14 protein-coding genes are annotated in these 20,622 nt (G+C 59.4%); 9 read left to right on the top strand and 5 right to left on the bottom strand.

Annotation, left to right across the window (positions count from 1 at the left end):
• Positions 1 to 6 precede the first annotated feature (6 nt).
• Positions 7 to 2,112: a S9 family peptidase gene (locus tag ACP7B1_RS19615; RefSeq protein WP_346307908.1), complete on the bottom strand. Its 2,106-nt coding sequence runs from the start codon at positions 2,110 to 2,112 to the stop codon at positions 7 to 9.
• 756 nt (positions 2,113 to 2,868) lie between these two features.
• Here ACP7B1_RS19615 and ACP7B1_RS19610 point away from each other — a divergent pair.
• Positions 2,869 to 3,306 carry a MucR family transcriptional regulator gene (locus tag ACP7B1_RS19610; protein ID WP_091880604.1) on the top strand — a complete coding sequence of 146 codons (438 nt, stop codon included), beginning with the start codon at positions 2,869 to 2,871 and terminating at the stop codon, positions 3,304 to 3,306.
• Positions 3,307 to 3,417: 111 nt separating this feature from the next.
• Here the strand turns inward: ACP7B1_RS19610 and ACP7B1_RS19605 are convergent, their stop codons facing one another.
• On the bottom strand, positions 3,418 to 3,705 hold the full coding sequence (locus tag ACP7B1_RS19605; RefSeq protein ID WP_346307909.1) for a cytoplasmic protein: 288 nt from the start codon (positions 3,703 to 3,705) through the stop codon (positions 3,418 to 3,420).
• 196 nt (positions 3,706 to 3,901) lie between these two features.
• Between ACP7B1_RS19605 and ACP7B1_RS19600 the strand changes: the two genes are divergently transcribed.
• Together ACP7B1_RS19600 and ACP7B1_RS19595 are read left to right on the top strand one after the other, a co-directional pair.
• Positions 3,902 to 4,357 (top strand): helix-turn-helix domain-containing protein, encoded by a 456-nt coding sequence (locus tag ACP7B1_RS19600; RefSeq protein WP_346307910.1) that lies wholly within the window; start codon positions 3,902 to 3,904, stop codon positions 4,355 to 4,357.
• The gene (locus tag ACP7B1_RS19595) at positions 4,354 to 5,160 is read left to right on the top strand and encodes a DUF6456 domain-containing protein (protein ID WP_346307911.1); all 807 of its coding nucleotides are present in this window, start codon (positions 4,354 to 4,356) and stop codon (positions 5,158 to 5,160) included. The genes ACP7B1_RS19600 and ACP7B1_RS19595 overlap by 4 nt, the downstream gene beginning before the upstream one ends.
• Positions 5,161 to 5,180: 20 nt before the next feature.
• Here ACP7B1_RS19595 and ACP7B1_RS19590 read toward each other — a convergent pair whose 3' ends face one another.
• Together ACP7B1_RS19590 and ACP7B1_RS19585 are read right to left on the bottom strand one after the other, a co-directional pair.
• Positions 5,181 to 5,621 carry a SufE family protein gene (locus ACP7B1_RS19590; protein ID WP_346307912.1) on the bottom strand — a complete coding sequence of 147 codons (441 nt, stop codon included), beginning with the start codon at positions 5,619 to 5,621 and terminating at the stop codon, positions 5,181 to 5,183.
• Positions 5,622 to 5,697: 76 nt separating this feature from the next.
• Positions 5,698 to 6,180: a DUF5330 domain-containing protein gene (locus ACP7B1_RS19585; RefSeq protein WP_346307913.1), complete on the bottom strand. Its 483-nt coding sequence runs from the start codon at positions 6,178 to 6,180 to the stop codon at positions 5,698 to 5,700.
• A 375-nt stretch (positions 6,181 to 6,555) separates the two neighbouring features.
• Here ACP7B1_RS19585 and ACP7B1_RS19580 point away from each other — a divergent pair, with 375 nt between their 5' ends.
• Genes ACP7B1_RS19580 through ACP7B1_RS19570 form a run of 3 tightly spaced genes read left to right on the top strand, consistent with a single transcriptional unit; the run spans position 6,556 to position 9,590 of the window.
• Positions 6,556 to 8,367: a sensor histidine kinase gene (locus tag ACP7B1_RS19580; RefSeq protein WP_346307914.1), complete on the top strand. Its 1,812-nt coding sequence runs from the start codon at positions 6,556 to 6,558 to the stop codon at positions 8,365 to 8,367.
• Complete coding sequence (locus tag ACP7B1_RS19575) at positions 8,342 to 9,229, top strand: peptidoglycan-binding domain-containing protein (RefSeq protein WP_346307915.1); 888 nt, start codon at positions 8,342 to 8,344, stop codon at positions 9,227 to 9,229. The genes ACP7B1_RS19580 and ACP7B1_RS19575 overlap by 26 nt, the downstream gene beginning before the upstream one ends.
• A gap of 13 nt (positions 9,230 to 9,242) precedes the next feature.
• Complete coding sequence (locus tag ACP7B1_RS19570) at positions 9,243 to 9,590, top strand: DUF1491 family protein (protein WP_426137205.1); 348 nt, start codon at positions 9,243 to 9,245, stop codon at positions 9,588 to 9,590.
• Between the two features lie 17 nt (positions 9,591 to 9,607).
• On the opposite strand, the gene ACP7B1_RS19565 is transcribed toward ACP7B1_RS19570, so the two are convergent.
• Entirely contained in the window at positions 9,608 to 10,585 is a 978-nt protein-coding gene (locus ACP7B1_RS19565; protein WP_346307917.1) for a DUF2336 domain-containing protein, read from the bottom strand.
• Positions 10,586 to 10,840: 255 nt separating this feature from the next.
• Here ACP7B1_RS19565 and ACP7B1_RS19560 point away from each other — a divergent pair, with 255 nt between their 5' ends.
• From ACP7B1_RS19560 to ACP7B1_RS19550, 3 genes are all read left to right on the top strand, one after another.
• The gene (locus ACP7B1_RS19560) at positions 10,841 to 11,035 is read left to right on the top strand and encodes a hypothetical protein (RefSeq protein ID WP_346307918.1); all 195 of its coding nucleotides are present in this window, start codon (positions 10,841 to 10,843) and stop codon (positions 11,033 to 11,035) included.
• A gap of 347 nt (positions 11,036 to 11,382) precedes the next feature.
• Entirely contained in the window at positions 11,383 to 17,748 is a 6,366-nt protein-coding gene (locus tag ACP7B1_RS19555) for an autotransporter domain-containing protein (protein WP_426137204.1), read from the top strand.
• Between the two features lie 472 nt (positions 17,749 to 18,220).
• A partial coding sequence (locus tag ACP7B1_RS19550; RefSeq protein WP_426137203.1) for a S8 family serine peptidase occupies positions 18,221 to 20,622 on the top strand: 2,402 nt, incomplete at its 3' end.

The raw sequence follows: 20,622 nt of genomic DNA, 5'->3' as shown, positions 1-20,622 counted from the left end.
CTGTGATCAGGCCGCGGTCTTGTTCACGAGCTTGAGGGCATAGGCATAGACATAGGCGACTTCCTCCAGATGGGAGAAGCGGCCGGAGGCACCCGCATGCCCCGCATCCATGTTGACGCGGAACAGCACGGGATGATCGTCGGTCTTGAGCTCGCGCAACTTGGCCACCCATTTGGCCGGTTCCCAGTAGGTGACGCGCGGATCGGTCAGCCCGGCGACCGCCAGAACAGGCGGATAGGCCTGTGCCCGGATATTGTCGTAGGGCGAATAGGACGCCATGTAGGCATAGTCCGTCGGCGAGGTGATCGGATTGCCCCATTCGGTCCATTCGGGCGGGGTGAGCGGCAAGGTATCGTCCAGCATCGTGTTGATGACGTCGACAAAGGGCACTTCGGCGATGATGCCGCCAAATGCCTCCGGCGCCATGTTGGCAACCGCGCCCATCAGCAGGCCGCCGGCGGAGCCGCCATGGGCTATGGTGCCTTGCGGGCTGGTAAAGCCTTCCGCCACGAGATGGCGGGCGACCGCGATGAAATCGCTGAACGTGTTCTTCTTGTGCAGGCGCTTGCCATTCTCATACCAGGCATAGCCCTTGTCCTTGCCGCCGCGAATATGGGCGAGGGCATAGATGAAGCCGCGATCGACGAGCGACAGGCGCGTGGTGCTGAAACTTGCCGACATGGTCGAGCCGTAAGAGCCATAGCCGTAGAGCAGGCAGGGTGCGGAACCATCCAGTTTCGTATCGCGGTGATAGACGATGGAAACCGGCACGGTTTCGCCGTCCGCCGCCGGAGCCAGCAGCCGCCGCGTGACATAGTCGTCCGGGTTGTGGCCGGAGGGGACTTCCTGGGTTTTCAGCAGCGTGCGCTCGCGCGTGCGCATATTGTAGTCGTAGAGTTGCGATGGCGTGGTCATGGAGGAGTAGGAGAAGCGGATGACCTCGCTGTCATATTCGGGGCTGCCCTGCAGGCCGAGGGAAAACGCCTCTTCGTCAAAGGCGATGGCGTGTTCCTCGCCCGTGTGGCGGTTGTGGATCATGATGCGCGGCAGGCCGTTTTCCCGCTCCAGCCAGACCAGATAATCCCTGTAGGCGCCATGGCCGAGCAGCAGGCGTCCCGGCTTGTGCGCCACCACCTCGGTCCAGTTGGCCGGTTCCGGCGCGGTCACCGGCGTGCTCATGATCTTGAAATCCTTGGCACCGTCGATGTTGGTGAGGATATAGAAGACATCGCCGCCTTCGGTCATGCTGTATTCCACACCGGACTGGCGCGCGGCGACAAGGCGGGGTTCGGACGCGGCATCCCTGGCATCGAGCAGCCAGACTTCCGACGTTTCGTGATCGTGACAATCGATGAAGATGAAATCATCGAGCGCGCTGCCGCTGACGCCCATGAAAAAGCCGGGATCCGTTTCCTCATGGATCAGGCGGTCCGCGCTCTCCGGCTGGCCGAGCACGTGGTAGAACAGGCGCGACGGGCGATGGTTGGCATCCACCTTGGTGTAGTAAAAGCCGGTTGACTGGGCATTCCACACGCCGTCGCCCGATGTTTCGGTGACCACATCGGTTGCGTCGGCCAGCGTCGTCAGATCGCGCACCCGCAATGTGTAGAACTCGGATCCCTTGTCATCGAAACCCCAGATCATTTTGGCGTGATCCGGCGAATGATCGGCGGAAGCCAGGCTGAAATAGGCCTTGCCTTCGCCTTCCAGATCGCCGTCCAGCAGCATCGTCTCCGCGCCGCCGTCGCGCGGTATGCGGAAGAAGCGCGGATGCTGGCCGCCGGTCTTGTAGGACGTGCCATAGGCAAAGGGGCCGTCCTTGGAGGGGACCGAGGAATCGTCTTCCTTGATCCGCCCTTTCATCTCGTCGAACAGGGTGCTCTGCAGCGCCTTCGTGTCGGCCATCAGCGCGGTTTGATAGGCGTTTTCTGCTTCCAGGTGGCTGCGGATGGCCGGATCGAGCACGGACGGATCCTTGAATACGTCCTGCCAGTTGTCGGCGCGCATCCACGCATAGTTGTCGACACGGGTTATGCCGTGGCGCGTGTCCGATACCGGGTGTTTGGCTGATTGCGGGGCGGGAAGAGAGGTGAAACGTGATGTTTTGGTCATGAAATACTCTCAGTACAGTGGATGGAAAGGCTGATGACTTTGCAACGGAACAATGTCGCACTTTGCCGGAGAACACGATGACAATCACATCTGCGAAGGATTCGTCAATCCTGCCTGTCCGGAACAGAGCCTTGCATCGGATGTGCCGATAGACGAGATCCGCCGGTTCATCTGCGAATACTGTGGCGCGCCGCCTGCAACACTATTGCGACGCTCGCGCGCCCGTCGCCAATCCGGTGACGAAAGTCGCGTCTTTTGCCGGTTTTACACCCGTTCGACCGCTGATCCGGGCTCTTGAGCAGGATTTTTCGCGCATATTTCCACGTAATTTGTCTTTTTGATCAAAAACAGAATTACTTATTATTGTCTCATGTTGCACTAAAGTAGGTCTGGCACTGCTCTGAGCGGCCTCCGTTGTTATAGAATGCTTGTGAAATGCGGATTGGTTCCTCATTTTTGCCATTTTTGGTCTTAGTGGTGTTGTGCGGATGTTCACGTGTGAACATTTATGTTATCATACGTGTAGCGGGATTTTAGCTTTCCTGGCCCAATCAGCACCAGGTTCGCAGTAAATTCAATATCAAGGAAAAATTACAAATATTTCTTTTTTAGGTGAAGTATTGATTTGACAATTAGGGCTCCATCCTGAATACAGTGTCGTCATCAGTGTCAGGGTTTCTGATATTTGCAGATTTATACTGCTTGCTTTCCCGTGTAATACCAACTTTTCAAATTAGATGAAGGATTTGGACTTTGATGACAACATTCGACAATTCAAATACAGCTGCTGGAGACGTTCTCCTGGAACTGACCGCTGAATTGGTTGCTGCTTATGTAAGCAACAATTCAGTGCCATCTGGCGATCTTCCCGCGCTTATCGCTGATGTCCACGCTGCTCTTGGTCGGGTCGGCAGTGGTGCAGAAGCAGTCGTCGCGATTCAGGAAAAGCCAAAGCCTGCAATCAACCCGAAGAAATCCGTTGCGGATGACTACATCGTCTGCCTCGAAGACGGCAAGAAGTTCAAGTCTTTGAAGCGTCACCTGATGACCCATTACGGTCTGACGCCTGAGCAGTACCGCGAGAAGTGGGATCTGGATGCCTCCTATCCGATGGTTGCACCCAATTACGCTGCCGCGCGCTCGCGTCTGGCCAAGAACATGGGTCTCGGCCGCAAGCGCAAGAAGGCTGCGTGACAGCAAGCGGTTCAGACTATTCGCAAGACGGCGCCTTCGGGCGCCGTTTTGTTATCCGGGCTCTATTTCCCGCGCATAGGCGCCGGCACGGATTTCAGCCCGTCATGGATTTCAGCCCCTCATGGACTTCAGCAAAGTATCCAGGGCTTGCTTGAGACCGATATGACGATTGAGGTCATAGCTCCAGTGCCCCTTGCCGCCCTTGATCCTCTCTCGTTCAATCAAACGCTTTAACCGCCTGCAATAGGTCTGCTTTTCGGCCGCACCAAGCGCGATCACCGCGTCAAGGTCTTCGCCGCAGAGGATTTGCAGCGCCAGGCGTTGCCGCGCCATGCTGCGCTGTGCGTCCCTCGCAGCCAGGAATGCCGCCTTCTGCCTCGTCCATTCGCTCTGAGCCATGTTTCCGTCCTCGATGGTGGATGGACACACTTTGCCTTGGTTTAAGGAGTGTAGGACAAAAGTCCTAGATTACGTGGGCGGTTTCAAAAAATAATTCATGAAAACAATGGCATGATGTTTGTGCGCGGGAAAACTTATCCACGGTCTTGCTGGGAATAATATAAGAAGATATTCCTATATATGAAGTGGAGCGAGCATGTCCGAGAATTTCCCCCATCTGATCCGCTCTGCCGGCGAGGCGCGGGCGATGATTGAGATCCTCCGTCAAGCGCGTCCGAAACCGAAGCGGGCAGAGCCCGTTGCCCCGGATGGGAGCGAACTGCCGGACGACCGTCTCTTTCATGTCTGCGACGGCGTCATCGACATTCTCGCCAGCTTCTTCAATGTCAGCGGCCGCGAACTGCGCGCGCATTCCCGTTGCGAGCGGTCGGTGGCCCGCGTCCGGCAGATCGGCATGTATGTGGCGCATGTTACGTTGTCGCTGAGCATGACGGAGGTTGGGCGTGCCTTCGGGCGCGACCGCAGCACGGTCAACCATGCCTGTCATCTGATCGAGGATATGCGCGACGAGCCGGAGTTCGACCGGGTTGTGCAGACCCTTGAAAACATTCTGCGGGCGGCGTTCCTGCGCAGCGGCATGGTGCGCCAATGAGCGTCCGGGGCAAAAGCGGTGCCGGCGTGCGCCGGGTGCTGTGCTTTCTGGCCAAGGCAGCCGCAGAACCTGCAACTGCAGGCAATGGCAAGATGACGCTGGAAAGTGCAGGGGGCGGCGCGATTTCCATCGGGACGGCGGTGCTGGACCATGTCCTGCGCGAAGGACTGGCGCGCGCCGCTGACGGTATGCTCATCATCACCGATGCGGGCAGGGCGTTCCTGCGCCGGCTGGATGGCGGGGCCGATGTCTTCGCCGCCCAGCATCGCCTTGAAACGCTGGCGGCAGCGGGCAACCGGCCCGGCGTGGCACGGGTGCGGCGCAACGAAGCGGAATCGCCGCTCGGCCTGTTGCGCCGGCGCAGGGATTCATCCGGCGCCCCGCTGATCAGCGAGGCCGCCTTCAAGGCCGGGGAGCAATTGCGCAACGATTATACGCTCGGCAATTTCATGCCGCCGCTTGGCGCCAACTGGAGTGCCGTGGGGAGCGGTGCCAGCCGCCGATCCGGCAATGGCGTCCTGGAAATCACCGATGCCGTACTGGCAGCACGGCAGCGGGTCGAGCGGGCGCTGGATGCGGTCGGGCCGGAATTGTCCGGCGTGCTGGTGGATGTCTGCTGCTTTCTCAAGGGCCTCGAGAGTGTCGAGCGGGAACGGCAGTGGCCGGTCCGTTCCGCCAAGCTCATCCTCAAGACCGCGCTGGCGGCATTGGACAGACATTACTGCCCGCCATCGCCCGCCCGGCGCAATCCGCGCATCATTCACTGGGGAACCGGGGATTATCGCCCGACGCTTGCGCGGTAGCAGCACCGTTGTCCGTGTCCTCAGTGCTGTGTGGCGCTGGCTGATCCGAGGGCCGCCTGCGCCTCGTTGCGGATGCGGGCAACCATCGAGCGCAGGCCGTTGGAGCGCTGTGGTGTCAGGTTTTCGTTCAGGCCCAGCTTCTTCAGGATGGCTTCCGGATCGATGGCGAGGATTTCCGACGCCTTCCTGCCGGAATAGAGCACCATCATGATGGCGACGAGGCCGCGCACGATATGCGCATCGGAATCGCCGAGGAAATCGATGACCGGATCGGCGCCATCGCTCGGCGTGCTCTTCAGCCAGACCTGGCTGACACAGCCATTGACCTTGTGCGCCGCATCGCGGGCGGCATCCGGATAGGGCTTCAATTCGCGGCCGAGATCGATGACATAGCGGTAGCGGTCTTCCCAATCGTCCAGGAAGTCGAAATCCGCGATGATGTCGTCAATTGTCTGTGCCATAGGTCCAGTCTCACATGTGATGTGGCACATATAGTGATGCGAAAGCCGGACGTCATCGTTTTTCCTGTCGCGCAGGCTACTTCTTTGCGATTGTGCCCGTTGTCTTGCCGTCGACGGCATTGGCCTGTTCGCGCTGGCGGACGGCCGCTTCCAGAATTTCGCGCATCGCCATCTCGCGCAGCTTGGCCTTGATCAGATCGCTCTTGTCCGTGGCAGTGGCGGCATCGGCGGTGTCCCCATGGGCGGCGGCAACGGCCGCATCGGCGCCGTTGGTCTTGGCGCCCAGCTGCGTATCGAGATACTGATAACCCACCTTGGCCACTTCACTGGCGCGAACGCCCGCATTGTTCAGTGCCGCCTTGCCGGTTTCGCAGGCATTGGGATTGCGCGTGCAGAACTGGCTGAGATCGCTGATCGTTTCGCGTGCGGCAAAGAAAGCCTCGAGCGGGCCGGGCTGGGCCGTCCCTTGCGGATTGTCCTTTGAGTCCACTGGAATGAACAGCGAAATCAAAAACATCCAGAAGCAGAACTTGATCGCAAACCTGATCAGGAAGAACATTTCAGATATCCTCTGCCAACACCGGAACCGCTTCCCAGGAGCAGCCCATGCCGAGACATTGCCACAGACAAGGCAAAAACCGGTTGAGACGCGGTTTTGCATTTGAGCGATCATAGAAACCAAGGATTAAGAAATCTTGGAGCCCGAAATGCCGGTTTTGCGATTCGACCAGCAAATCACCGGCAACCCGAAACCCTTCATTTACCATGCATTGAAAAGCGTCCTCACATTCGGCTGAAACCGGTTGTGCGGGACATCTGTGTCCCCGGTTTTATCCTTTCCTTAAAGCCTCGTCTGCAAAAGTTAACGGCGACATTGAAATGACCGTGACGCATCCGGCCCCGGCCGGACCGTCCGGATAGCAGGAAAAAACTGGTGCCGATTCATTCCGTCACACTGCCCAGAATTGCTGATGCCTACCGGCGCCATTGCAAACGCTGGGTGAGCACATCTGTTGCCGGCGCAGCCGAACGCGACAGGGACGCCCGCATGGCCGGTGCCTTCCTCGCCATGCCGTTCCTGCTGGCCGTTGCGCTGGCCGCCAGCCACTCCCTGTTCAGTGAAGCCGGTGGCATGCTCAGCCTCGGCGTCGGTGTTTTTGCCCTGCCGATGATTTTCTGCGGAACGCTCTCGCTGGTTCGCAATAGCACCCGGCTGGGTCTGGCTGCGCTGGCATCCTACGGCGCTGCCATCGCGCTGATCGCCGTCATGGCGCCGTCCGCCAATCTCCTGCTCTGGATCATGGGCGCGGCGATCCCGCTCGAAGCCTGGTTCGTCATGCGCTCGCAAAAGGCGCTTGTCCTCTCAGGCGGCATTGCCGCGGCGGTGCTTGCCGTCCTCCTCGGCGTGTCCGTGTGGATGGGCGGCAACGTCACGCTGACGGCATTCTCCCTGCTGGCCGCGCTCGCCTACGGGGCAACGCTGCTGGTCCGTTCCGCCGGTGCGCTGGTGGCGCGCGGTCAGGAAGCGCGCCGCGACGACCGTGTCGCCGATCTGGAGAGCGCCGTTGACGGCGTGGTGATCGGGCTTGGCCGCGACGGCATGATCACGGCATTGTCCTGCAAGGCGCAGGAGCATTTCGGCGTAGCCCGCAGCCTGCTGATCGGCACGGCGCTGGTCGACCGTGTGCACGTTTCGGACCGCGTGCATTTCCTGGCATTCCTGTCGGATTTGCGCAGCGGGACGGCCGCCACGGCGGCGGAGATAAAGCTGCGCTGCGTTGCACCGGGCGATGCGGCGAAACCGGCGCATACCGTGCGCTTTGCCACCTATCGCCTTTCCGGCGTGCCGCAGAGCCGGGACAATGGCTTCGTCATCGTGGCAACGGATATTTCCGGCGTCGTTGCCGACCGTTTTGCGCTCGATGCCGCGCGCACCCAGGTTGAGACAGCCGAGGTTACCAAGGGCCGCTTCCTTGCTTCGGTCAGCCATGAGCTGCGCACCCCGCTCAATTCCATCATCGGCTTTTCCGATGTGCTGCTGCAGGAAATCTGCGGCAAGCTGCCCGATGCGCGCCAGCGCGAATATGTCGAGCTGGTGCATCAGTCCGGCACGCACCTGCTCTCCGTTGTCAATGCCATCCTCGACGTATCCAAGATCGAGGCCGGAACCTACCCGATCATGGCCGAGCCCTTCGCCTTCAAGGATGCGGTCACCATGGTGCATGACATGATGGCGCATCAGGCCTCGCAGAAGAACGTGACGCTGTGCGACCGCGTCAGCCGCAACATCGGCATTGTTGTTGCCGACCAGCGCGCCATCCAGCAGGTGCTGATCAACCTGGTGTCCAATGCGGTCAAGTTCACCGAGAGCGGCGGCGTGGTGACCATCGACGCCGGGCTGCATGGCGACATGCTGGCCTTCTCCGTCAGCGATACCGGCATCGGCATTGCCGAGGCGGATCTTCTGACGCTCGGCCAGCCGTTCCGCCAGGTGCAGAACGATTACACGCGCAGGCACGAAGGCACCGGCCTTGGCCTTGCCACCGTCAAGGGCCTGATCGGCCTGCATGGCGGCCAGATGGACATCCGCAGCCGTCCCAGTGAGGGCACGGTGGTGAATGTCCTCATTCCACTCGCCGGTCCGCGGATCGAGCCGGTTCCGGCGGAACCGGTCAATATCGTCGAATTCCGGGCCGACGGCGACAGTGAGGGAGGTTCGCATGCGCAAGCCCGCAAATCGGCCTGACAGCCGGAAGCGCCGCGCCCCCAAGCGCGGCCACATGGCCCGTATCGCCATCGGGGCAGGCGGGCTGATTGCCCGCAACCCGACGATCACCGGCGGCGCGACGGCCTTTCTGGTGACCCTCGGCTTCATCTCCGCCAATGCGCTGTGGTACCAGCCGCAGGTGCATGACGGCGTGTTCTTCCGCACCCGGCCGGAACTGGTGTTCAAGCCCATCAAGCACGATGGCGGCGTATTCGGCACGCCGCAGAAGCAGAGCGCCGTCGATGCGCCGGTGCGCAAGGTCAATTCGGTTCCTGTGCCGCAGGGCAATCCTGATCCGGTCGCTGCGGCCATCAACAATGCCGCCGGCAATGGCGGCACGCCGGTGCTGGCACCCGGCGGCGATCCGGAAGTGGCGAAGATGCAGCAGAAACTGCTGTCGCTCGGCTTCTACAACGGCGCGGTCGACGGCCTCGCCGGCAAGGGTACCCGCGCCGCCATCGAGGCCTACCGCAAGGCCTCGGCCGATATGGGCATCGAGACGGCCCAGCCCGCCGTCGGCAGCGCCAGCGACACCACTGCCAGCATTGCAATCCCGGCCGCCAAGCCCGGCCACGACGCCGAAAAAGCCACCGTCCAGACCGTATCGGCCACCCCGGCCGACAAGCTGACGGCAGGCACCAGCCTTGCCCCGGCGGAGGTCGTCCGCATCCAGGCGGGCCTGCGCGCCTTCGGCAATGACAAGGTGGAGATCGACGGCAAGGTCGGTGCCAGCACCAAGACCGCCATCCGGGAATTCCAGAACCTGTTCAAGCTGCCGGTCACCGGCGAGCCCGATGCGAAACTGCTGGCCAAGATGCAGGAAATCGGCCTGATCAACTGATGAGGCTGGGCATATGCGTCTGACATCGGAATTCTGGGTTTCCGCGCTGGTGCGCCGCATCAACGGCAGCGGTGCCTTCGCCGCGCTTGGCCATAAGGGCGCGGCGGAAGCCGGGGCGATCTTCATCAAGTTCCGCAATGCCGACGGCAGCTATGACCTCTTCGGCCCGGCGCCGCAGATGGTCTATGACGAGACCAAGCCGGACGAACGGCAGTTCACCCTGTTGCAATCGGCGGTGGCCGAAGCCGAGGCGGATGCGGCGCTGGACAAGCAGAAGCGCTGGGACCGGGATCTGTGGATCGTCGAGATCGAGGATTATCGCGGCGAGCGTGACGACCTGTTTCCGCTCGCCCGCGACTGACCACGGACGGGCGGTTGTTACGACACCCGGCGCTTGGCCGGGCCGGGCGCCGTGCCGCCGCGTTCGAAATCCGCCGCCATTTCCCGCAGTTTCTGCCGCAGCTTCTGCGAGTTTTCCTCGGTCTTCCAGCGCTGGATCGTTGCCTGCGCCTTGTCCTGGTCGATCTGGCGGTAGGACTGCACGAACAGGCGCAGCGAATGCAGATCCTTGTGCACGAGGCCGAACAGGCCGGTCAGCATCAGATGCGCCGCTTCCGCCGAAAGCCCGAGCGCGGCGAGCGCGATGGTCAGTTCGGCATTGAGCCCATGGCCGATGATGCGTTCAGCGGTTTCACCGTCGAGATCGAGCGCCGCAGTGAAGGCGGCGCGGAACGTATGGGTTTCATCGAGCAGGGCGGCATCGATCAGCCGGTCGGCCAGGGCCTGATCGGTGGACTGGCCGGCATCGGATGCGCGCATCAAAGCGCGCAGCGCCTCGCGGGTTTCGCGCAGGCGCGGCGATTCGGGTTCGGCACGATCCAAGGCTTCATTCTCCTCATGGGCGGGCAATCCGCTCTGCAGCGCCAGGGCGCGGTCAATGGCCGGATCGTGAAAATGGCGCAGGGTCTGCAGCAGCGCTGCGTCCTCCACCGTGCGCCGGGCGATGACGCGGGCATGGCCGATGCCCTTGCGCTGGATCAGGCCGATGAGATCGCCCGGCTTGAGCACCGGCGAGCGCAGGAGCAGCGGCGCTGAGATATCCACATCATCCTCGGCGAGCGCCAGGATCAGGCGCTTGGGCGCATGCGGCATTTCGGACAGGGCGGCGGCGGCATGGCGGCGCACGCGCGGCGAGGCGAGGGCGAGCAGCGGAACGGCGAGATCCTCCAGCTGCTGGGCATCGCTCTTTGCCGGTCTTGCGACGCAGCAGAAGGCGGTGATCGATGCGGTCAGGAGATCGTCAGCCTTGCTGCCGCCATTGCGGTCTTCAAGTGCCCGAAACTCAGGATACTTCACGAACACACTCCACTCGATTACGCACGACGCTGCCAGACAATGGCTAAAATGAGCCATGAAGCGTTAGCAATCCGTTAACCCTGCGGGTGTCTAATGAAATTATGCGCGAAATGATCGCGCGCGAGCGGACCGGGACCGGTCCGCACCCCCGACGGGGAGCAAGGCAGCCACTTTGTCCGGCGCTTTGGCCGGATGCAAAGACCAGCATGAGCGTTTGCGTATCAAGGAGATCAACGAGCCGAACGGATGGATGAAATGGGTTTTATCATTACCTTTCCAAGCCGCGCCATGCGTGAGCGCATGGGCGCCAGATCCGAGCCGCGGTCGACACCCGCACAGATCATGATTTTTCCGGGCGTGCGCTACGAGCGCGTTGTGAAAGACAAACGCACCCGTGACAAGGACAAGCCGGGGCACCGGTTTTTTGATCCCACACCTCAGCCGAGCTGACGCGAACAGCACGCGGCGCCGCCATTGCCGAACCGCAGCGTCTGCGGTTTACGCATTCCCGGCGCTTCGCCTGACCGGCACACGTGGCGGCTGCACCCGGCTTCGCCTCCACGTTGCCATGATGGAATGTTACCTGCAGTAGAAAATTGGAAAGCAATACAACTAAAGGTATATAATACTATTGTATCTTTGCCACATCCAGCCAAAAGGGCATACGCTTTGGCAATGGGCACTTGAACTTTGCAGCTTCTTGTGAATCAATCGGTTCACATTGCATATTATTTCGATTCGTCGTTTTGACGGTACTTTTGTTTTTTGACTGAACTTTATATTGGGAGTCATATTTCATGCCTTTTCACGCCACAGCTGCGGCTGCATCCGCACGTCCAAACCGCATCTCCACCCTCCGCAACCATCTCCTGTGCAGCGTCTGCGCGGCTATGCTTCTGGCTGGTTCCAGCACGATGGCGTGGGCGGAGGACCCTGCGCCGCAGCCTGTCCCCAAGGTCAGTAAGACGGTCGAGGCAGGCACGAGATTGGCGATTAGGGAGGGTGACAGGGTGGATGAGGTCGTCGTCAACAAGGATGGCAAGCTTGATATCTATCCCAAAGGCACAGCGACCACCGTCACCGTGAATGAAGGCGGCGATGCCCAGATCTATAGCCAGATCGGCACGGCCACCGTTGCTGGCAAGGATAGTCTGTTGCGTGTTTATAATAGCGAGGGCACGGTTGGCACCGTTACAATCAACAAAGATGGCAAGCTGGAGGTTTGGGTAAACGGCACAGCGACCACCGTAAATGTGAATGGCGGCGGTTATGCTGGGGCCATGGGAGGTAACATCGGCACGGCGACTATTACCGGCGAGGATAGCAAGCTGGTAGTTACGTTCGGGAGCACGGCTGGCACCGTCAATGTCAACAAGGATGGCAAGCTGGAAGTGTGGTTTGGCGGCAAGGCCGACACCGTCACCGTGAATGAAGGCGGCAATGCCGAGACCTATAGCCAGATCGGCACGGCCACCATTATCGGCAAGGATGGCAAACTGGATGTTAAGAAGGGTGGCACGGCGGGCACTGTCAACGTCAACAAGGATGGCACGCTGGGTGTTCATTCCGACGGCACGGTCGACACCGTCAACGTCAATGATGGCGGCTATGCCAAGACAGTAGGCAAGATCGGCACGGCCACCATTATCGGCAAGGATAGCAAGCTGGAAGTTGCGCTTGGCGGCACGGCCGACACTGTCAACGTGAAAGACGGCGGCTATGCCTTGGCCAATGATCACATTGAGACAGCCACCGTTGGTAAGGATAGCAGACTGAGAATTGCGGACAACGGCACGGCGAACAACGTTACGGTCGATACGGGCGGCAAGTTGACGCTGATTATGGCCAGCAGCGTCAAGGACGTAACTGTCAATGGCGAAAAAGCGTGGAATGTTCCCAATGACCCCTTGGGTGATGCGACGGGTGGTCTTGGTGGCATTGCGCATGTCTATGGTGGTGAAATCACCAAGGGAACTGTCAATAAGGGCGGCTTGTTGGAAATAGAAAATGTGCAGGAAGCTGACAACAGCATCATCGTCAACGCGGGTGGACTGCTTCGCGTCACGTCCAATGATGAAATTGTGGGTGGAGTCAGTAAGGCCACAGTAAATGATTCCGGTATCGCGGATATCTATGGCTGGATTGACGATGTCGCGGTCAACAAGGGTGGGGTGCTGCGTGTATTTGCCAAAGGTCTTGCAACGAGGAGCCTCGCGGTAAGTGGCGGCCATGCCACGACTGCTGGCAACATCAAAGCGGCCACCATTAGCAAGGACGGTGAGACGGTTGGTGTACTGGATGTCCTCGATAAGGGAACGGCAGGCGCTGTCCATATCAATACGGGCGGTGCGCTTGGTGTCGAGGCTGGAGGTGTGGCGGAGGACGTCACCCTGGATGGCGGCAATGCCGTGACCAAGGGCAAGATCGTAAAGGCCACTGTCAACCATGGTGGCAAGCTGGAGGCCAATAATGGCGGCTTTGTGAAAGACCTCGCCATTGAGGGCGTCGAGGCGTGGCGCTTTAGTCACACCAAGAATGAGGCAGGCGATTATCCAATACTAAGCGGTGTCGGCGGTACCGCGTTTATCTCCGACGAAGGGAGCCATCTTGAAAGCGGCACGGTCGGCCTGGGCGGCGCGCTGGCAGTCGAAGACAAAGCAGCGGCTGACACGGTCACTGTCCGCAATGGCGGCAAGCTGGATGTCATGACGGGAGGTACAGCGGATGATGTCACTGTTCACGGCGAGAAGGTCGAGCTCGACAAGGACGGCAAGGAGATCCACGTTGCCGCCTTTGCGACAGTTTCCGGCACGGAAAGCCGGATCACGAAGGCGACGGTCAACGTCGATGGCGTGCTAAGGGTCAAAGACAAGGCAGCGGCTGGCACGGTCACTATCAACAAAGGCGGCTTGCTGGATGTCTATAATGGCGGCACGGCGGGGACGGTCAACGTCGATGGCACGCTAATAGTCGAGGATGAGGCAAGCGCAGGTGCCGTCACCGTCAATAATGGCGGCTTCCTGGATGTCTTGAAACGGGGTGAAGTGAAAGACCTCGCCATCGAGGGTGTAAAGGCGTGGAGCTTCCGTGATACTAAAAATGAGGCGGGCGAGTTTCCGGTTGTCGGCGGTGTCGGCGGTTTCGCGTTTATCTCCGACGAGGGGAGCCATCTTGAAAGCGGCACGGTCGGCCTAGGCGGCGATCTGACAGTCAAAGACAAGGCAGCGGCTGACACGGTCACGGTCCGCAATGGCGGCAGGCTGGATGTCTATAATGGTGCCTTGGTGAAAGACCTCACCGTCGAGGGCGGCAAGGCGTGGGATGCATCTGGGGATGGCGGCATCGGCGGTATCGCGTTTATCTCCGGTGAAGGGAGCCATCTCGAAAGCGGCACGGTCGACCTGGGCGGCATGCTGGAAGTCAAAGGCAAGGCAGTGGCTGGCACCGTCACTGTCCGCAATGGTGGCTGGCTGGATGTCTTGAATGGAGGCCTGGTGAAAGACGTCACCGTCGAGGGTGACAAGGCGTGGGATGTAACAACGGGCTTGGGCGGCGTCGGTGGCGTTGCGTTTATCTCCGGTGAGAGGAGTCATCTCGAAAGCGGCACGGTCAACTTGGGCGGCAAGCTGGTAGTCGCCAATCAGGCAACGGCTGACACGGCCACTGTCCGCAATGGCGGCAGGCTGGATGTCTATAATGGTGCCTTGGTGAAAGACCTCACCGCCGAGGGTGTCAAGGCGTGGGATGCAATAACGGGCTTGGGCGGTGTCGGCGGCGTTGCGTTTATTTACGGTGAGGGGAGCAGGCTCGACCATGGCACGGTCGACCTGGGTGGCAAGCTGGTAGTCAAAGACAAGGCAGCGGCTGACACGGTCACGGTCCGCAATGGCGGCAGGCTGGATGTCCATAATGGTGCCTTTGTGAAAGACCTCACCGTCGAGGGTGTCAAGGCGTGGGATGCAACAACGAGCTTGGGCGGCATCGGCGGTTTTGCGTTTATCGACGGTGAGGGGAGCAGGCTCGACCATGGCACGGTCGATCTGGGCGGCGGGCTGGCAGTCGTCAACAAGGCAACGGCTGGCACCGTCACCGTCAACAAAGGCGGCAGTCTGGCTGTCACGACCGGAGGCAAAGCGGATGATGTCACCGTAAAAGATTACGGCACCGCCTATACCAGCGGCGAGATCGTCAGAGCCGTCGTCGATTCGAATAGCATGCTCACTGTTCAGGCTGGCGGCAAGGCCGGTGATGTCACCCTGCGTGGAAACACCGGAAATGTTGGACTTGTTGTCTCTGCCGGGGGCAAGGTGACTGACATCACGTCCGCTGGCGGCAAGGCTGCAATCTCAGGGGAAGTCACAGGCAGAAGTACCTTCTATGGTGGCCAAGTCTTTGTCAACGCGGGCGGAAAGATGGCTGATGTCAGCATGAATGGCGGCACTGCAGTTGTCTTTGATCAAGGCCAAATCACCGGCAAGAGCACCGTCGACAACGGCGGATATTTTGGTGTTGCGGCCGGCGGCAAAGCCGGTGACATCATACTGAATGGTGGTCCATCAGCCGTCAATGACAGTTATATGGGGGTATTGGGAACCGTAGGCGATATCACGATCAACCAAAACGGTCATCTCAGCGGTACCGGCACTGTCGGGAATGTGAAGGTGCACGCGGGTGGCTATATCTCTCCTGGCACGGGGGAGGGAGACGGCATGTTGTCTCCACTGAAAGCAACCGGCAATGTGACGTTTGACAAGGGCAGCTTTTTCGGCGTGAGGATCGCCAATGACGGCACCAAGGCCGGTAAACTGGACGTGCAAGGAAAGGCCGAGCTTCTTGGTGGTGTCGTCTGGGTGCGTGCGCAAGATATCGACAAAGAAACAGGCAAGCTGGCAATACTCAGCAAGGAGCAGCTCGGGAAACTGTTCCAGAAAAGCTTTGTTGTTCTGGAAGCCAGGGACGGCGTGGTGGGGAAGTTCGAGAAGGTCGAGCAACAGGCCAATTACAATTACATCACGCCCTCGCTTGCCTACGATAACACGACAGTCAAGCTTGGTTTTGAGCTGACCGAATTGGCCAAGAACAACGAGGCAGCGGAAAAGCTTGCCGCCGAGAAGCAGAAGCAGGACGAGGCTGAGAAGCAGGCCGCCCAGAAAACGATACAGGTCCTTGACGGCCAGCTGAAGAAGAACGAGGCAGAGGTTGACCGGGTGAAGGGCGAGATGCAGAAGCTCGAGGAACAGGTGAAGGCGCAGAAAGACGCTGACGAGAAGCAGAAGGTTGCCGACCGGGCGAAGGTGGCAACCGAGGCGAAGGCGGCTGAGGAAAAGATACAGAAGCTTAACGCCGAGCTGAAGCAGAAGCAGGACGAGGCCGACAGTGTGAAGGCTGAGAAGCAGGCCGCCCAGAAAACGATACAGGTCCTTGACGGCCAGCTGAAGAAGAACGAGGCAGAGGTTGACCGGGTGAAGGGCGAGATGCAGAAGCTCGAGGAACAGGTAAAGACGCAGAAAGACGCTGACGATAAGCAGAGGGTTGCCGACCGGGAGAAGGTTGCAACCGAGTTGAAGCAGAAGCAGGACGAGGCCGACCGCCAGAAGACCGAGAAGCAGGCCGCCCAGAAAACGATACAGGACCTTGACGGCCAGCTGAAGCAGAAGGGGGCAGAGATTGACCAGGTGAAGGCCGATAAGCAGAAGCTTGAGGACCAGGTGAAGGCGCAGAAAGACGCTGACGAGAAGCAGAAGGTTGCCGACCGGGCGAAGGTGGCAACCGATGCTAAGGCGGCTGAGGAAAAGATACAGAAGCTTAACGCCGAGTTGAAGCAGAAGCAGGACGAGGCCGACAGTGTGACGGCTGAGAAGCTGAAGCTTGAGGAACAGGCGAAACTGGTCGCCGAGGCCAAGGCCGCAGAGGAAAAAGCCAAGCAGGAGGCAGCGGCACTGGCTGAAGCGGAGCGCCTGAAAATTGTGGCTCTGGAAGAGCGGGTCAAGAACCTTGTTCTGGTCGATGCGGTCACACCCAACCAGAAGAGCACCGGCCATGCGGTGATGCAGCTTGGTCTCGGCAACCGCCTGCTGCAGACCGTGCTGTTCTCGCAAAAGGGCGAAGTGCTCCATTATGACACGCTGTCGGGTGAAGCCCATGCCACCTTGCGCGGCACGCTGTTGCAGGATGCGGGGCTGGTCAGCGGTGCGGCGTCCGAGCGGGTGCGTGCCGCCTTTGACGGCGTCGGTGCCAAGCCTGCACCGGTTGCAACGCCGCTCGCCTATGGTCCCGATGACAAGGACAAGCGGAGTGCCGGTGAGGCCTTTGCCGCCGCAACCCCTGCACCAGCCGCTGCAACAACGGCGCTGTGGGGGCAGGCCTATGGCGGCTGGAGCCATGGTGCCAGCGATGGGAATGCCGCCGCCTATAGCAGAAGCACCGGCGGCATCGTCACCGGCATGGATGCCCTGATTGCCGGGACGTGGCGGCTGGGTGTGCTGGCCGGTTATGGCTCGACCTCGCTGCATGGAGCCGGGTCGTCCGTCTCCGCCGACAGCTATCAGCTCGGCATCTATGGCGGCACCAGGATCGATGCGCTGACGTTGAGCCTCGGCACGGTGCTGGCGCATCATGAGATCGATACGCGCCGCACGGTCAGTTTCGGTGATATCGCCGAGACGGACACCGCCGGCTACAGCGCCAACACGGTGCAGCTCTTCGGCGAGGCCGCCTACCGCATCGAGACGCCCTATGCGGCACTCGAACCCTTTGCCGCGGCGGCCTATACCCGCCTGAAGACATCGGGCTTCAGCGAAACCGGCGGCATTGCCGCCCTGTCGGCACCATCATCCAGCACGGACCTGACGACGACGACACTCGGGCTGAGAGCCTCGCGCGCCTTCACCCTCGGCGATGCCACGACGCTGACGGCGCGCGGCATGGCCGGCTGGCGGCACGCCTATGGCGATGTCACACCGCAGGCACAGTTCGCCTTTGCCAGCGGCGGTGACAGCTTCGACGTCAGCGGCCTGCCGATTGCGCAGGACACCGCGTTGGTTGAAGCCGGCCTCGCCTTCGATATCGGCAGGGCCACCACGCTCGGCCTCACCTATACCGGACAGTTCTCCTCCGGCGTCAACGACAACTCAGTCAAAGCCGATCTGACGGTGAGGTTTTGAGGCCGCGGTTTGAAAAATGGCGGCAGGCTGCGCAAGTGGCCTGCCGTTTCCTTGCGCTATAGGTGGCGGGGTTTGAACCCGTTATTGCTGCAGGCCGGGATCGGCCCTGGCATAGATCTAATGGGACCGCGTGGGTTTGCGGTGTCGCTGGCGCCGTTCTTTGCCGCCTACGTCATTCTCGTCAGTTCAAGACTGATAAGACGCAGGAACTAGCGCGCGCATTGTTCTCTTCTCGGAGAATCATGCGGAGATACACCACAAGGTATAAAACGCTGATAGATTCTAGTTATGCGAGAAAATTGAACAAAACTTTTTAATACTTTAGTCTAAATTGTCGTCAAAATCAGCGGGTTAACGATTTACCTATATGTTTTGCACTTGACTATTACACGTCATTGCAACTCTATTTGCCTCATATTTTAGTTTTCTATTTCTGTATTTCAAACGACGCTTATATCGGGAACCATATTTCATGTCTTTTCATGCCACAGGTGCGGCTATTTCCGCGCGTTCTGATCGTTTGTCCAAATTCCGCAAGCACCTGATGAGCAGCGTCTGTGCTGCGCTAATCGTTGCTGCTGTCGGATCCGGCGCCCATGCGCAGGAGGTGCCGGGCAAGTATTTCAATGCCGATGGCAGCAGGACGGATGATCTGGAAAAAGCGGCTGCGACATGGCGGACACCCGAGTTTGTAAAATCACATGCTCTTGGTCTGATGAAAGCTGAATATGCTTATGCTCGGGGTGCTGCAGGTGCTGGGATCAAGATTGGTATTATGGACGCGGGCGCCTATGGAGATCATCCGGAATTCGATTTGCAACGCCTAGTGAATATACATGTGGAAGGTATGTATGACATTGACATTACGACATTAGGCGGTGTCCCCATTGTAAAAAAGGGAGACGCTTATGCTGTAGACGGGGTTTGGCACAAGAGCAACGTTGCCATCCCTAACGGTCAATCTCATGCAACAGGCAGCGCAGGCACAATAACTGCACGCCGCGATGATCAGGGAACTCATGGCGTTGCATTTGATAGCGTGGTTTATGCCGCCCGGTCGGGTGAAATGTACCTCTATAATGATCACCAAGGCAGTCTTGACAACAACTACAAGGAGCAAAAGGAGAAGGATCCGGAAATCTTTCGCCAATCCATGGGTGCACTCGTCAAAGCGGGTGTCCGTGTCATTCTGGCAGAATGGCAGCTCTATCCGAGACCTATGGATCGCGGTACCCAAACAGGCACTTTGGCAGACCTAAACATACAATACCTTAGCGGTAAAGATGGTAAGATGCTTGAAGCGATGCGTAATGCAGCCCAAGCCGGGGTACTTCACGTTGTTGCGAACGGCAACTTTGCATCGCAAACGCCCCACATTGGGGCAGCTCTTCCCCATTTTGAACCGGGACTAGAGGCCAATTGGCTTGCGGTTTCTGCAGGCGCTGGCGATGATGATGCATTGGCGAGTTACTCGAATAAATGCGGTCCGAGCCGCTATTTCTGTATCACTATATCGGATTCTATATTCGCGCCGACAAGCACCGTTAATTCAAAAGGTGTAGTGACCGCAGGCTACAAGAACCACAATGGCACTTCAGGGGCATCTGCCGAGGCTGCCGGTATTATGGGTGTGATGCTGAGCCGCTATCCCTATATGACAGCACCACAGGCGCGAACAGTTCTGCTTACAACTGCCCGAGATGTTGGCGACAGGGGTGTCGATTCAAATTTCGGATTCGGGTTCGTTGATCTCAAAACCGCCATGGAAGGCCCTGGCCAGTTTCTCGGCCGGTTCGATGCCAATCTGGGTGCCGGTGTGAAGGACACCTGGAGCAACGACATCTCGCAAGTGGCACTGGATCAGCGCAAGCGAGAAGAAGTGGAAGAAGTGGGGGCGTGGGCCGCACGTAAGAAGGCGCAGGGCTGGGAGAGTGGCATTGGCAATGAACAGAGATCGAAGATCGAGAAAGAGGTGAAACAGCAATTTGCACCAGCCGCCTTCGATAAGACCAAAGCTTTGTTGGGAGCTGTTTTCAAGGCCAATGATGCAAGTTCGTATGACATCGCAACTTATATCGCAACTTATGATGCTGCGCTGGAAGCGGTGAACGCCGATCCTCTGGCCGCTGCCATTCTAAAGGTTTACACAGCAAAATATCCCGAATGGACTTCTGGATATGATGCACAACAATATTATGGCGAGTTTTCAAAACCGGGTTTTGACAACATAAAACTAACGATAGAAAACGATCTGTTTGACTTGGCAAAACTTGAATACTCTGCAACCGAACCCCGCGCGGCCTATCTCTCCGGCAAGCTGGCCGATCCCAAATCCTATGATGCGGGGCTGACGAAGTCCGGCCCCGGCTCGCTGTGGCTTACCGGCAAGAACACCTATCGCGGCGATACTTTGATCAATGGCGGCGAGCTTGGCATCGGGCTTGGCGGTTCGATCATTTCGGCATCGATCATCAATGATACGGGGCTTTTGACCGTCGATGGCACGGCGGCGGCGGTAACGGCGAATGCGGGCGGGCAGGTGAAGGTCAATGCCACGGGTGTCACCGGCGATCTCGCCTTGAACGGCGGCTTTGCTTCCGTCGATGGCCGCAGCGGTGCGGCGGCGGTCAATGCCAACGGCGTGCTCGGCGGCATCGGCACAGTCCAGCGGCTGGCCGTGCATGGCGGCGGCCTGGTTTCGCCGGGCAATTCAATCGGCACGCTGCGTGTGGCAACCGATGCCAGCTTCGACAAAGATGCCGGCCTGGTCGTTCAGGTGGCTGCCGACGGGCGCAGCGACCGGCTGGAGGTGGCGGGCAAGGCGACGCTGCTCGGCGGCGTGGTCACGGTGACGACAGAAGATGGCAAGGCATC

The sequence above is a fragment of the Phyllobacterium sp. SL163 genome, from assembly GCF_049896885.1.
Taxonomy (GTDB): Bacteria; Pseudomonadota; Alphaproteobacteria; order Rhizobiales; family Rhizobiaceae; genus Phyllobacterium; species Phyllobacterium calauticae.
This window is presented reverse-complemented; position numbering and strand designations above follow the sequence as displayed.

Excerpts from the sequence above, each read along its gene's own strand:
- ACP7B1_RS19595 (WP_346307911.1), top strand. The coding sequence starts at position 4,354 with ATGAGCGTCCGGGGCAAAAGCGGTGCCGGCGTGCGCCGGGTGCTGTGC.
- ACP7B1_RS19600 (WP_346307910.1), top strand. The coding sequence starts at position 3,902 with ATGTCCGAGAATTTCCCCCATCTGATCCGCTCTGCCGGCGAGGCGCGG.
- ACP7B1_RS19570 (WP_426137205.1), top strand. The coding sequence starts at position 9,243 with ATGCGTCTGACATCGGAATTCTGGGTTTCCGCGCTGGTGCGCCGCATC.
- ACP7B1_RS19585 (WP_346307913.1), bottom strand. The coding sequence starts at position 6,180 with ATGTTCTTCCTGATCAGGTTTGCGATCAAGTTCTGCTTCTGGATGTTT.
- ACP7B1_RS19605 (WP_346307909.1), bottom strand. The coding sequence starts at position 3,705 with ATGGCTCAGAGCGAATGGACGAGGCAGAAGGCGGCATTCCTGGCTGCG.
- ACP7B1_RS19575 (WP_346307915.1), top strand. The coding sequence starts at position 8,342 with ATGCGCAAGCCCGCAAATCGGCCTGACAGCCGGAAGCGCCGCGCCCCC.
- ACP7B1_RS19615 (WP_346307908.1), bottom strand. The coding sequence starts at position 2,112 with ATGACCAAAACATCACGTTTCACCTCTCTTCCCGCCCCGCAATCAGCC.
- ACP7B1_RS19555 (WP_426137204.1), top strand. The coding sequence starts at position 11,383 with ATGCCTTTTCACGCCACAGCTGCGGCTGCATCCGCACGTCCAAACCGC.
- ACP7B1_RS19610 (WP_091880604.1), top strand. The coding sequence starts at position 2,869 with ATGACAACATTCGACAATTCAAATACAGCTGCTGGAGACGTTCTCCTG.
- ACP7B1_RS19560 (WP_346307918.1), top strand. The coding sequence starts at position 10,841 with ATGGGTTTTATCATTACCTTTCCAAGCCGCGCCATGCGTGAGCGCATG.
- ACP7B1_RS19590 (WP_346307912.1), bottom strand. The coding sequence starts at position 5,621 with ATGGCACAGACAATTGACGACATCATCGCGGATTTCGACTTCCTGGAC.